This is a genomic window from Cellulomonas sp. P4_H12 (genome assembly GCF_056400905.1).
In genome coordinates, this window is sequence record NZ_JBFUKJ010000011.1 from 47,329 (window position 1) to 60,198 (window position 12,870).

At 71.6% G+C, this 12,870-nt stretch carries 8 protein-coding genes; 6 read left to right on the plus strand and 2 right to left on the minus strand.

Annotated elements, in window-relative coordinates:
- Positions 1–82 precede the first annotated feature (82 nt).
- A complete protein-coding gene (locus AC1DQC_RS07950) occupies positions 83–628 on the plus strand; it encodes a GNAT family N-acetyltransferase (protein ID WP_477050684.1) in 546 nt (181 codons plus the stop codon).
- Between the two features lie 229 nt (positions 629–857).
- Here the strand turns inward: AC1DQC_RS07950 and AC1DQC_RS07955 are convergent, their stop codons facing one another.
- Positions 858–2,198 (minus strand): cryptochrome/photolyase family protein, encoded by a 1,341-nt coding sequence (locus AC1DQC_RS07955; protein WP_477050685.1) that lies wholly within the window; start codon positions 2,196–2,198, stop codon positions 858–860.
- 76 nt (positions 2,199–2,274) lie between these two features.
- Between AC1DQC_RS07955 and AC1DQC_RS07960 the strand changes: the two genes are divergently transcribed.
- Entirely contained in the window at positions 2,275–3,807 is a 1,533-nt protein-coding gene (locus AC1DQC_RS07960) for a peptide MFS transporter (protein WP_477050686.1), read from the plus strand.
- Positions 3,808–3,831: 24 nt separating this feature from the next.
- A complete protein-coding gene (locus AC1DQC_RS07965; protein ID WP_477050687.1) occupies positions 3,832–4,494 on the plus strand; it encodes a VOC family protein in 663 nt (220 codons plus the stop codon).
- A gap of 74 nt (positions 4,495–4,568) precedes the next feature.
- Here the strand turns inward: AC1DQC_RS07965 and AC1DQC_RS07970 are convergent, their stop codons facing one another.
- The gene (locus AC1DQC_RS07970; protein ID WP_477050688.1) at positions 4,569–9,089 is read right to left on the minus strand and encodes an endo-1,4-beta-xylanase; all 4,521 of its coding nucleotides are present in this window, start codon (positions 9,087–9,089) and stop codon (positions 4,569–4,571) included.
- Between the two features lie 477 nt (positions 9,090–9,566).
- Between AC1DQC_RS07970 and AC1DQC_RS07975 the strand changes: the two genes are divergently transcribed.
- From AC1DQC_RS07975 to AC1DQC_RS07985, 3 genes are read left to right on the plus strand one after another with little or no spacing between them, the layout of a single operon-like run.
- Positions 9,567–10,862, plus strand: a complete 1,296-nt coding sequence (locus AC1DQC_RS07975) for an extracellular solute-binding protein (protein ID WP_477050689.1) — start codon at positions 9,567–9,569, stop codon at positions 10,860–10,862.
- An 8-nt stretch (positions 10,863–10,870) separates the two neighbouring features.
- On the plus strand, positions 10,871–11,887 hold the full coding sequence (locus AC1DQC_RS07980) for a carbohydrate ABC transporter permease (RefSeq protein WP_477050690.1): 1,017 nt from the start codon (positions 10,871–10,873) through the stop codon (positions 11,885–11,887).
- Positions 11,887–12,774: a carbohydrate ABC transporter permease gene (locus AC1DQC_RS07985; RefSeq protein WP_477050691.1), complete on the plus strand. Its 888-nt coding sequence runs from the start codon at positions 11,887–11,889 to the stop codon at positions 12,772–12,774. Before AC1DQC_RS07980 ends, AC1DQC_RS07985 begins: the two co-directional genes overlap by 1 nt.
- The last annotated feature ends 96 nt before the right edge of the window (positions 12,775–12,870 follow it).

Genomic DNA, 12,870 nt, shown 5'->3' on the forward strand with positions numbered 1-12,870 from the left:
GGCAGACGCGCGCCGTGATCCGCCGGTAACGTCCCTGGCACACCCACGCCGTAGCGTTCGCGATCGGCGACAGGAGGCAGCGATGGAGAAGCCCACGCTCCAGGGCGAGATGATCGTGCTCCGACCCATCCGGGCTGGCGACGCGGACGGGATGTGGGAGTCCGTCAACGACGCCGACGGCAACCGGCTCACGGGCACCACGCAGGTGTTCACGCGCAAGCAGATCGACGACTGGTGCGCCACGATCGCCTCGGTCGAGGGCCGCATCGACCTCGCGGTCACCACGACGGCGTCCGATGAGTACCTCGGTGAGATCGTGCTGAACGAGATCGACGAGGTCGTGCGGTCCGCCAACCTGCGGCTCGCGATGCGCCCGGGTTACCGCGGCCGCGGCTACGGCACCGAGGCGATCCAGCTGATCCTCGGGCTGGCCTTCGACGGGCTCGCCCTGCACCGCGTGGAGCTCGACGTGCTCAGCATCAACGCGCGCGCGAAGTCGCTGTACGAGAACCTCGGCTTCCGGGTGGAGGGCCGCAAGCGCGACGCCTACCGCGACGGCCCGGGCTACTGCGACGGCATCATCATGTCGCTGCTCGAGGACGAGTTCCGGGCGAGCCAGATCCCGTAGCCGCGCACCTCGCTCTCGGGTGAGGGCTCGTCGGGGCCGGAGCGCCGTCGGACCCTGCCGCACTTGTGACGCACGATGCGGATGGAACGCCCGGCGCGCCCCATCGGCCCCTCCGGTACCAAGTGCCGCAGGTTCGGCCGCAGCCGGCGGCGCGGCGCGCTGGCGCGAGGCGCCAGAGGAGCGCACGACCCCGCGCGGCGGACGCGCCGTGCGCTCGGCTCGGCGAGCGTCAGCCGCGGCCGCGGTGGAAGTCGTCGAGGGCGACCTTGCGCTCCGCCGCGTGGTCCACGATGCGGTCCGGGTAGTCCTCGGGCGCCTCGAGCCCGAGCTTCCAGGGCTGGTGCACGGCACGGCCGGGGATGCCGCGCAGCTCCGGCACCCACTCGCGGACGTACGCACCGTCGGGGTCGAACTTCTCGCCCTGCGTCACCGGGTTGAACACGCGGAAGTACGGCGCGGCGTCGCGGCCGGTGCCGGCGACCCACTGCCAGTTGAGCTGGTTCTGCGGCACGTCCCCGTCCACCAGCCACTCCATGAAGTGCGCGGCGCCGCGCTGCCAGCGCACGTGCAGGTCCTTGACCAGGAACGACGCGACGACCATGCGCACACGGTTGTGCATCCAGCCGAGCGCCCGCAGCTGCCGCATGCCGGCGTCGACGAACGGGTACCCGGTCCGGCCCGCGGCCCACGCGGCGAACGAGGCGTCGCCGTCGTCCCACGAGTCGTCGGGGACGACGGTCCGCAGCGACCGGCTCGCCGCCCCAGGGTGGTGCCAGAGCACGTCGGCGTGGAACTCCCGCCACGCCAGCTCGGAGCGGAACGTCGTGACGTCGAACGGCGCTGCCGCGAGGTCCGCGAGCAGGGTCCGCGGGTGGAGCTCGCCGTACTTCAGCGGGATCGAGAGCATCGACGTCGCGTCGAGGTCGGGCCGGTCGCGCAGCGTCCCGTACTGCGCCAGGTCACCGTGCAGGTACGAGGTCCACCGCTCGTGCGCGGCGCGCTCGCCGGCCGCCGGCAGCCGCACGTCGGTTGCGGGGGCGTCGGGGAGGTCGTCGGAACGGACGTCCGCCCACGGCACGGACCGCGGCCGTGGCGCGGGCGCAGCCCAGCCGTGGTCGAGCCAGGCTCCCCGGAACGGCGTGAACACCTGGAACGGGGTCCCGCCCTGCGTGGTCAGGCGGCCCGGCGCCACGGCGTACGGACTGCCGGTCCGGACCAGGGGCACCCGGAGCGCCCGCTCGACGGCGTCGTCCCGCCGGCGACCGTATGGCTCGGTCGCGGCGGTGACGTGCACGGCCGGCGCGCCGACCTCCTCCGCCAGCGCCGGCACCACGGCGGCCGGGGATCCGTGCCGGACTACCAGGCGGCCACCCAGCGCCTCGTCGAGCGCCCGGAGGCTCCGCGCGAGGTACGCGAGCCGGGGCGCGCCGGACGTCGTCCAGAGCGACGGGTCGACGACGAACAAGGGCACGACCTCGTCGTCGTCGGCCCGCGCCTCCGTCACCGCCGCGCCGAGCGCGGGATTGTCCGCGAGCCGCAGGTCGCGGCGGAACCAGTGGATCGTGGGCACCCGGCGACGGTAACCGCGGGGAGGCCGCCCCGCGCGGGGTGGTGCGCCGCGCACAGGTGAGGCCACGATGGCTTGCATGAGCGACGCGCAAGCGGGGGGAGCGCCGTCCGGCCGCAAGGCCGACACGCTGCCGAGCGACAGGGCGTTCTTCGGCCAGCCACTCGGCCTGCTCACGCTGTTCGGCACCGAGCTGTGGGAGCGGTTCAGCTACTACGGGATGCGCGCCATCCTGCTGTACTACCTGACCGACACGGTGGCCAACGGCGGCCTGGGGATCGAGCAGACGTCCGGCGAGGCGCTCGTCGCCATCTACGGCTCCTCGGTGTACCTGCTGTCGGTGCTCGGCGGCTGGCTGGCTGACCGGGTGATCGGTGCCCGACGCTCGGTGCTCTACGGCGGCATCATCATCGCGGCCGGCCACGTGTTCCTCACCGTCCCGCAGGCGCTGTTCTCCTACATCGGCATCGTGCTGGTGGCGCTGGGCACCGGCCTGCTCAAGCCGAACGTGTCCAGCATGGTCGGGGAGCTGTACGACCGCGACGACCCGCGCCGCGACTCCGGCTTCTCGATCTTCTACATGGGCATCAACATCGGCTCGCTGGCCGCGCCGTTCCTGGTCGGGGCGGCGCAGACGGCGGGCGGGTACCACGCGGGCTTCGCGGTCGCCGCGGTCGGCATGGCGATCGCGCTGGTGTTCTTCGTCGCGGGCCGCAAGTACCTGGGTGGCGCCGGCGACGTCCCCCCGAACCCGCTGACGCCCCAGGACCGGCCGGCGGTCGTGCGCCTGTTCCTGATCGTGCTGCTGGGTGTCGCGCTCGCGGTCGCGGCCGGCTGGATCGTCGAGGGCGGCTTCGGGCTGCCGGCGTTCATCGACGCCGTCTCCTACCTGGCCTTCGCGGCGCCCGTCGCGACGTTCATCGTCATGTTCCGCTCGCCCAAGGTGAACGCCCACGAGCGCACGCGGCTGCGGGCGTACATCCCGCTGTTCATCGCCGCGATGATCTTCTGGATGATCTTCGAGCAGGCGGCCAGCACGCTCGCGTCGTACGCGAAGGACAACACCGACCTGGTGATGTTCGGGGTCACCATCTCGCCCGCGTTCTTCCAGTCGGTCAACCCGGCGGCGATCATCGTGCTCGCACCCGTGTTCGCGTGGCTGTGGATCAAGCTCGACGACCGCCCGCCGACGGCCGTGAAGTTCGCGCTCGGTCTGACGTTCGCCGCGCTGAGCTTCGTCTTCCTGGCGGCGGCCTCCTGGCTCGCCGACGGCGGGAAGACCTCGGCGTGGGTGCTGGTCATCGTCTACGTGATCCAGACCATCGGCGAGCTGTGCCTGTCGCCCGTCGGTCTCGCGGCGACGACGCTGCTGGCGCCGCGGGCGTTCCGCGGGCAGGCGATGGCGCTGTGGTTCCTCGCGCCGTCGGCCGGCAACGCGATCGCCGCCCAGGTGATCCAGGGCACGCCGGAGGCCACCCCCGCCGCGTACTTCGGCACCATCGGGCTCATCGCCCTGGCGTTCGCCGGCGGGATGTTCGCCCTCGCGCCGTGGGTGACCCGGCACATCCGGGCCGGCGCCGACTCGGAGTCCGAGGCGTCGCTGCAGCGCTGAGCGACCGGTGGCAGGGTGGTCGCCATGGCTGACACCACGCTCCTGCGCCACTCCGCCGTCACCGAGGCCGTCGACGCGCGGCATTGGCGCGTCCTCCTGCGCACCCTCCGGGCGACGTTCACCGCGCCGGACTTCACCACGGCGGCGGCGTTCGTCGCGCGGATCGCGGCGGCCGCCGACGAGGCGAACCACCACCCCGACGTCGTCCTTCGCTGGGGCCAGGTCACCGTCACCACGTCGAGCCACGACGCCGGGGGGCTGACGCAGCGCGACGTCGACCTCGCCGCGACGGTGAGCAAGGCTGCCGACGAGCTCGGGCTGACGGGCGACGTGTCCCGCAGCGAGATCCTCGAGCTGGCCATCGACGCCCTCGACATCCCCGCCGTGCAGCCGTTCTGGGCGGCCGTCATGGGGTACGAGGTGACGTCCGACGACGAGGTGACCGACCCCGCCGGGATCGGGCCGGCGATCTGGTTCCAGCAGATGGACGCCCCGCGCCCGCAGCGCAACCGGATCCACTTCGACATCACCGTCCCGCACGACCAGGCGCAGGAGCGCATCGCCGCCGCGATCGCCGCGGGAGGTCACCTGGTCAGCGACACCCAGGCGCCGGCCTTCACGGTGCTCGCCGACGCCGAGGGCAATGAGGTGTGCGTCTGCACCTGGCAGGGCCGGTCGCAGGCCTGAGCGTGGACAGGCCGAGGGCCMCGGATCGGAGTGGAGGTTGATCCGGGGCCCTCGGGGTTCTGCGGTGCCGTCCGTCAGCGGCCGGTCACGTCCAGCTCGACGGTGCGCGACGTCGCCGACCCGGCGGCGTTCGTCGCCACCGCCCGGTACCGGGCACCGTCCCGGGCCGCCGTCGCGGTGACCGACAGGCGGTCCTCGGTCGCGCCGCTGATCGGGGTCCAGGTCTGCGACCCCTTCAGCTGCTCGAACCACTGGATGCTCGGCTCCGGGAGCCCGGAGACGTCGACCGTGAACCGCGCGACCTTGCCGGCCCGCGCGCTCGCGTTCCGGGGCTGGTCGACGATCCTGGGCGCCACCGGAGCCGGCGACACGGTCGCCGTCCCGGAGGTCGCCTGGCCGAGCCGGTTCGAGAACACCGCCCGGTAGTCGGTGGGCGCCTTGCCCACCGTCACCTTCAGCGTGGTGCTGTCGGACCGGGCCACCCAGCGCCACGACCCGCCGGCCGACCGCTGCTGCCAGCGGACCGTCGGCTCGGGGTACCCGGTGGCGGCGGCCGTCAGGCGGACCGTCGAGCCGACCGTGCCGGTGACCGACGCGGGCTGCGTCGTCACCACCGGCGCAGCGCGGTCGACCGACACCGTCGCGACGTCGGTCGTGGCCGACCCCTCGGAGCTGGTGAAGACCGCCCGGTAGCGGGCGCCGTCCAGCCGCGCCGTGAGGGGGAGCGACAGCGTGGTGGACGTCGCCCCTGCCACGTCGGTCCACTGCCAGGGGAACCGCCCGCGCACCTGCCACTGCACGGTCGGCGCGGGGTAGCCCGACGCCGCCGCGGTGAGGGTCACGGTCGACCCGAGGGCGCCCGAGACGGACACCGGCTGCTGGGTGATCACCGGCGCGGACGGCGCCGGCGCGACCAGCTGGCCCACGCCCCAGCGGGAGGTGTTCTGGTACGACCGGCCGGTCGGGTCGGACCACGTCCGCACCGACCCGCGCACGCCCGCCGTGCCGTCGTTGACCTGGAAGTCCAGGCCCGCGAGGTCGCCGGGCGTGACGGCGTGCCCGAGCGAGAGCGACGCCTCGACGACGTACCCGCCGTCGACGACCGCGGTCGCGCTGGTCAGCCGGTCACCGATCACGGCGAGGTCGCCGCTGATCGACACCGCGTTGAGGTAGTTGATCCGGTACTGCCCGTCGGCCGGGTTGTAGGGACCGGACTTCGCGTTGACCGGGTCGAGGAAGACCTCGACCGAGTCCTGCTCCCAGGCGTTCGTGCTCGTCGCGTCGAGCGACGGGTCGGTGACCTGGGCGAGCACGTCGATGCGGTCGTCGTGCCACAGGAGCCGGATCTCGGCGGTCGCGCCCGGGGTGCCCTCCACCTGCACGTCGGTGCGGACCACCGGAGCGTCGGCCCACGCGGGGTCGACGGTGCCGTCGATGGTCGGGGCCGTGGGGGCCTGCGGTATGGCGACGTAGCCGACGGGCTCCACCAGCGTGATCACGCCGAGCGGTCCGCCGGTCTCCTGGTGGTGCCCCAGGTCGTTCCAGGACACCAGCCCGCCGCTGCCGTCGGCCACCCGCACGTCGAACGGCACGGTGGCGCCGACGACGCCCGGAGCGGCGAGCGGCAGCTCGACCACGGCCGTCCAGCCGTCGGCCGTCGACGTGCCCGCCGTCCGGGTGACCGTCACCGGAGCGCCCGAGCCGAAGAACGTCGCGGTGTCCTGGTCACCGTCGTCGGTGGTGTCGGCGACGTGCACGTAGGCCGTGAGGTGGTCACCGGACCAGCGCAGCTGGAACCCGGTGCCGCCCGAGACGGGGACCAGCGGCGGCAGCCGCCACTGGAGCGCGTCCGGGGCGTCCGCCTGCGCGGCGTTCGCCTGCCGGGTGAGGGTCGGCAACCGGCTCGGGTCGACGATGCCCCAGTACGCGGGCTTGGCCTGCAGGTCGTCGTCGAAGGGGAGGGGTGCCCCGGTCCGCCAGCTGCGGCTGTCGTACGGACCCCACAGGGTCACGGCGAACAGGTCCGGGAACTCCCGGAGCACCGCGAAGAGCGAGGCGTAGTAGTAGCCCTGCTCGACCAGCTTCTCCTGGGTGACGGTGCCGTCGATCTGCACGTCCAGCTCGCTCACGTCCTGGAGCACGCCCAGGGTCGCGAACGTGTGGAGCGTCGTGCGCAGCTGGTCCACGGACTGCGACAGGCTGATGTGGAACTGGTGCCCCACCCCGTCGATCGGCACGCCGTCGGCCAGCAGCCCCTGCAGGACCGTGAGCAGCGCCTGCCGCTTGGCGGGCAGCTCGGTGTTGTAGTCGTTGATGAACAGCTGGACCGGGCCGTCGGGGTCGCCGCCGTTGAACGCCTGGGAGGCGATCTCGAAGGCGTCGGCGATGTAGCCCGGGCCGAGCGTGGTGTACCAGGGGCTGCGGCGCAGCCCGTCGCTCTCGCTCTCGGCGATCGCCTCGTTGACCACGTCGAAGCTGACGATGGGGTTGCCGGCGGTGCCGAACTCCCCGTACTTGGTGCGGTAGTGGTCGGCCACGGTCTCGATGTGCGTCCGCATGCGCGCCAGCAGCCGCGCCTGGTCGGCGGCGCTGTCGGTCAGCGGCGTGCCGTCGGCGTGCTGGAAGAACCACGCGGGGGTCTGGCTGTGCCAGACGAGCGTGTGCCCGTGCACGCGCATCCCGTTCGCCTTCGCGAAGTCGACCAGGTGGTCGGCGGCGTCGAACGTGAACGTGCCCTCGGTCGGCTGGATGGCCTCGGGCTTCATGGAGTTCTCGGGCGTGAGCTGGTCGTAGTGCTTGGTGACCAGCTGCGCGCCCGTGCCCACGGTCTCGCGCTCGTCGATGGCGACGCCGACGGGCCACGGCAGCACGTCCTGCAGGGACGCGATGTCCTGCTGGATCGGGGGAGCGGTGGACCCCGTGACGACGATGTCGTCGACGAGGAACGACGGCGTGCCCGACGCGGTCTCGACGTACAGCAGCGCGCTCTCGGCGGCGGCCATCGTGTAGGAGGCCTGCACCTGCACCCACGCACCCGCCGTCACGCCGGTCGCGGTGGCGACCGTGTCGTACGAGGACGAGCCGGCGTTGTCGCGCTGGACGCTGATCCGCACGTCGGCGGACCCGGCCTCGCCCGCGGCGAGCTTGACCCAGGCGGAGACCTGGTAGGTCCGGCCCGTCTGGAAGACGCCCGTGACGGGCGCGCCCAGGCCGTGCCAGGTGTCCGTGCGCCCGGACACGGACGCGGACTGCAGGCCGGCGTGGGCCTCCGCGGTCGTCGTCGCCACGGTCGGCGCGGTGCCGTTGCCGCGCGCGGCCCAGACGCCGAGCCCGTCCTCGAACCCGGTGGACAGGGACGACGTCGGGACGCCGGTGTCGTCGGCGCCGCCGGCGGGGAGCGTGAACGACCACCCGGCGGCCAGGCGCTCGGTGACCACGGTCCGCACCGCCGCGAGCGTGCCCGAGCGGTCACCGCCGCCGTCGTGCGTGAGCACCACCTGGCCGGGCTTCATGGCCGCGCGCAGGTTGGTGGTGAGGGTGGGGACGTCCTGCGTCTCCCAGTCGCTGATCGTGTTGACCACCGCGAGAGGCTGCATGCCGAGGGAGACAGCGACCCCCGCGGTCTGCCCCCAGCTGCCGTTCGGCGCCCGGAAGTACGGGACCTTCGCGTTCGGGTCCCCCAGGGCGTCGCGGATGATCCCCAGGTTGGCGACGAGGTCGGCGCGCACCTGCTCGGGGGTCCAGCTGCCCATGTCGGCGTAGGTCGTCGAGTGGTTGCACAGGGTGTGGCCCTCGGCGACGATCCGCTGCAGCACCGCGGCACCGCCGGCGGCCTGGATGTTCTGGCCGATCACGCAGAACGTCGCGTGCAGGCCCTGCGACTTGAGGAAGTCGAGCAGCGCCCCGGTGGTCGCGCCGTTCGGGCCGTCGTCGAAGGTCAGCGCGGCGACGTCGCCAGTGCCGCGGGCCGCGGTCACGGGCGTGGTGGTCGGGTTCACGGCGCCTCCGGGGACGACGTCCGGGTCGGTGCCGCCGCCCGTGCCGGCCGGCGCCGTGATCAGCACGTCGTCCAGCAGGAGGCTCGGGTTGGCGCCGTCGATCGGCGCCGCCTCGAGGTAGAGACTGGCCGCGGTGACGGCCGCGTCCTTGGTGTACGTGCCGGTCACCTGCACCCAGGCGTCCGCCGTGGCGGCCACGGGGGAGCCGACCCAGGCGTACTCGTTGCTCGCGGGTGTCTGGTTGACGGTGAAGTGCACGGCCGACGACCCGACGGTCCCCGCGGCCAGCTTCACCCACGCCGACACCGTGTAGGTGGTCCCGGCGTCGAAGAGCGCGGCGACGTCGGTCGCGGGTCCGTTCCAGTCGCCGGTGCGCCCGGTGGTCAGGAGGCTGCCCGCGCCGGAGTGCGCGTCCGCCGTGGTCACCGTGAGGGTGACGGGCCCGCGCGGTCCCCAGGGCGCGGGGTCGGCGGTCTCGAAGTTGCTCTGCAGGACAGTCGTCGGCGCCTCGACCGGATCGGCGGCCAGGGCCGGCGGAGTCGTCAGACCCAGCGCCAGCACCCCGGCCACGACGGTGAGGATTCGTGCACGTCTCATCAGCGCTCCTTTGCGCGATCGTCTCCACTCCGGGCCGGACGTTACGCACGAAGCGGACAGAGGCGCGAGGGCAGCCGACATCGTTATTGATAACGTTATCGAATCGTGAGGCGCGCGCGGCCGCCGGATGAGGGGTCGGCGGGGGCGGTGGTCCGACGGGCGTGCCCCGACCGCGACGCGAGCGTTAGTAAAACGTTATCGATAACGTTTGACGATGCGGCCGGGTCGGTGCCAGAGTGGCGACTGCGCCCACCGTCAGCGGAGACCGGGCGTGTGTGAATGAAGAGACTGCACCACTCGCAACGGTGGTGCCGCCCTTGCCAGGCGGGCGCAGAACCGGCGGCGATGCCGGCCTGTGGCGGTGACGAGCAGTGCGGGCAGCACGGCTGACCCGGGTCACGCCCGGGCGCAGCGGCGGTCCGCCCAGCAAGGGGCCAGCTTTCCACTCTGTGCAACTCGACGAAGAGGACAGATCTCATGATTGCTCGCAAGCTCCTGGCGGTCTCAGCCGCCATGGTGATGGGTGCCGCTGGGCTCACCGCCTGTAGCGGTGGCGACGACGGCGGCGACGGCGGGTCGTCCAGCGGCGGCGACACCCAGATGACCTTCTGGCACAACTCCACCACCGGTGAGGGCAAGGCGTACTGGGAGTCGACGGTCAAGGACTTCGAGGCCGCGAACCCCGGCGTCACCATCAAGATCCAGGCCATCCAGAACGAGGACATGGACGGCAAGCTCCAGACCGCCCTCAACTCGGGCGACGCCCCCGACATCTTCATGGCGCGCGGTGGCGGCAAGCTGGCCGACGTCGTGGAGGCCGGGCAGGCGCAGGAGGTCAAGGTCGACGACGCGACGAAGACTGCGGTCGGCGACGCGGCGTTCAAGGCCTTCACCATCGACGACAAGGTCTACGGCATGCCGATGTCGATCCTCCCGGGCGGCATCTACTACTCGAAGGACCTGTTCGCTCAGGCGGGCATCACCGACACGCCGAAGTCCATCGAGGACCTCGAGGCTGCGGTCGACAAGCTCAAGGCTGCCGGCATCCAGCCGATCGCCCTCGGCGCCAAGGACGCCTGGCCGGCCGCGCACTGGTACTACTTCTTCGCCCTGCGCGCCTGCACCAAGGACACCCTGGACAAGGCTGCCGCGGACATGACGTTCGACGACCCGTGCTGGAAGAAGGCGGGCGACGACCTCGAGGCGTTCTCGAAGACCTCGCCGTTCAACGAGGGCTTCCTGACGACCTCCGCCCAGCAGGGTGCCGGTTCGTCGGCCGGTCTGGTGGCCAACCACCAGGCGGCGATGGAGCTCATGGGCGCCTGGGACCCGGGCGTGATCGCGTCCCTGACCCCGGACAAGAAGCCCCTGGCCGACCTGGCCTGGTTCCCCTTCCCCACGACGAGCGGCGGCAAGGGTGAGGCCGGCGCCATGATGGGTGGCCTCGACGGCTTCTCCTGCTCCAAGGACGCCCCGCCGGAGTGCTCGAAGTTCCTGAACTTCGCGATGCAGAAGAAGTACCAGGAGGGCTACGCCAACGCGTTCCACACGCTGCCCGCCAGCCAGGAGGCCCAGGGCGTCGTCACCGAGCCGGCCCTGAAGGACGTCCTCGCGGCGTACAACGAGGCGCCGTACGTCTCGCTGTGGCTCGACACGCTGTACGGCCAGAACGTGGGCAACGCGCTCAACACCGGCGTGGTGAACCTGCTCGCCGGTCAGGGCGACTCGGCGGCCATCGTCAAGGGCGTCGAGGACGCGGCGGCGAAGGAGTAATCGGCACCATGAGCAACTCTTCGGGCGAGGGCAATCTCGCCGTGACCTCCTCGCCCGAGGGTTCCTCGGAGATCGGGGACGGCGCCGACACGGCGTCGTCCCCGGTCTACCGGGTCGGCACCTCACCCTGGCGGCAGCGCCTCGAGATCTCCCTGCTCGCGGGCCCCGCCGTGCTGATGTTCCTGGCGTTCGTCATCTTCCCGGTGCTGCTGGGCGGGTACTACGGGTTCTTCAAGTGGAAGGGCTTCGGCCCGCCGACGAACTTCGTGGGGCTGCAGAACTACGTCACGATCCTGCAGGACACGACGTTCCACGACGCCGTGCGGCACAACTTCGTCATCGTGATCCTGTCCCTGGTGCTCCAGGGCCCCGCCGCGGTGCTGCTCGCGCTCCTGCTCAACCAGAAGATGCGCGGCCGCTCGCTCGTGCGGGTGCTGATCTTCGTGCCGTACGTCATCTCCGAGGTGATCGTCGGCACCGGCTGGAGCCTCATGCTCCAGACCAACGGCGCGGTCAACGACCTGCTGACCAAGATCGGGTTCCCGAACTGGACGGTGGACTGGTTGTCCGACCCGAAGGTCGCGATGGCCTCGCTGATGGTCATCATCACGTGGAAGTACATCGGCTTCGCCGTGATCCTGTTCCTCGCCGGGCTGCAGAGCATCCCGGAGGAGCTGTTCGAGGCGGCGGCGATCGACGGGGCCAGCTACTGGCAGACCCAGCGGCGGATCACCCTGCCGCTGCTAGGCCCCACCATCCGGATCTGGGCGTTCCTCTCGATCATCGGCGCCCTGCAGCTGTTCGATCTCGTCTACATCATCTGGGGCCAGTACGTGGCCGCGACGGCCGGGACGTCGACCATGGCCACCTACATGGTGGTCAACGGTCGCAACGCCGCGAACTACGGCTACGGCAGCGCCGTCGCGGTGGTGCTCTTCATCATCTCGCTCATCGTCGCGCTGACCTACCAGCGGTTCGTGCTGCGGCGCGACACCGAGGGTGCCCTGACGGAAGGAAAGAAGTGATGACCGCGACGACGGCGCCCCCGCTGAGCCCGACGACCCCGCGGCCGCTGGCCGGCCGGAAGCGGCCGAGCCTGTCCCGCGCCGGCTGGGCCACCTACGTCGTGGCGTGGGCGCTGGTCGGGCTCTGCATCGCTCCGGTGCTCTACATCATCATCGGCGGCTTCCGCACGAACGCGGAGATCACGGTCGACCCGTCGGGCTTCCCGACGAAGTGGCAGGTGGTCAACTACTCCGAGGTCCTGAGCAGCCCGATCTTCTGGCGCCAGGTGGGCAACTCGGTGATCTGCGCCGTCGGCACCACGATCGGCGTGGTCATCCTGGGCGTGGCGGCCAGCTTCGTGCTCGCGCGCTACAACTTCTCGGGTCGGGCCGCCCTGTACGCGCTCTTCGCCGCCGGGCTGATGTTCCCGATCACCGTGGCCATCACGCCGCTCTACATCATGATCCGGGGACTGGGCCTCAGCGACAGCCTGGCCGGCATCATCCTCCCGCAGATCGCGTTCGCCCTGCCGACCACGGTCATCATCCTCGTGCCGTTCCTCCGGGCGATCCCCAAGGAGCTCGAGGAAGCGGCGTCGATCGACGGCGCGAGCCGGCTCGGGTTCTTCTTCCGCATGGTGATCCCGCTGTCCATCCCGGGCGTGGTGACCGTCGGGATCCTCGCGTTCATCGCCAGCTGGAACAGCTACATCCTGCCGCTGTTCATCCTCAACAACGAGAACAGCTACACGCTCCCGCTAGGAGTCCAGGCCTTCGCGTCGCAGTACTCCGTGGACACTGCGAGGGTGCTCGCGTTCACGTCGCTGTCGATGATCCCGGCCCTGCTGTTCTTCACGCTCTTCGAGCGCCGCATCGTCGGCGGCCTCACCGGCGCGGTCAAGGGCTGACCGGGCTGGAACCGGCGTCCGACCCACGGACGCGGCCGGCGCGCCGCGTCCGTGGTCGCCCCGCCCGTGCCGTCCGCCGACGGATGCACCCCCACG

What these genes read in the sequence shown, in the direction of transcription:
- AC1DQC_RS07965 (WP_477050687.1), top strand. Translation starts at nt 3,832, where the DNA reads ATGGCTGACACCACGCTCCTGCGCCACTCCGCCGTCACCGAGGCCGTC.
- AC1DQC_RS07980 (WP_477050690.1), top strand. Translation starts at nt 10,871, where the DNA reads ATGAGCAACTCTTCGGGCGAGGGCAATCTCGCCGTGACCTCCTCGCCC.
- AC1DQC_RS07960 (WP_477050686.1), top strand. Translation starts at nt 2,275, where the DNA reads ATGAGCGACGCGCAAGCGGGGGGAGCGCCGTCCGGCCGCAAGGCCGAC.
- AC1DQC_RS07950 (WP_477050684.1), top strand. Translation starts at nt 83, where the DNA reads ATGGAGAAGCCCACGCTCCAGGGCGAGATGATCGTGCTCCGACCCATC.
- AC1DQC_RS07985 (WP_477050691.1), top strand. Translation starts at nt 11,887, where the DNA reads ATGACCGCGACGACGGCGCCCCCGCTGAGCCCGACGACCCCGCGGCCG.
- AC1DQC_RS07975 (WP_477050689.1), top strand. Translation starts at nt 9,567, where the DNA reads ATGATTGCTCGCAAGCTCCTGGCGGTCTCAGCCGCCATGGTGATGGGT.
- AC1DQC_RS07970 (WP_477050688.1), bottom strand. Translation starts at nt 9,089, where the DNA reads ATGAGACGTGCACGAATCCTCACCGTCGTGGCCGGGGTGCTGGCGCTG.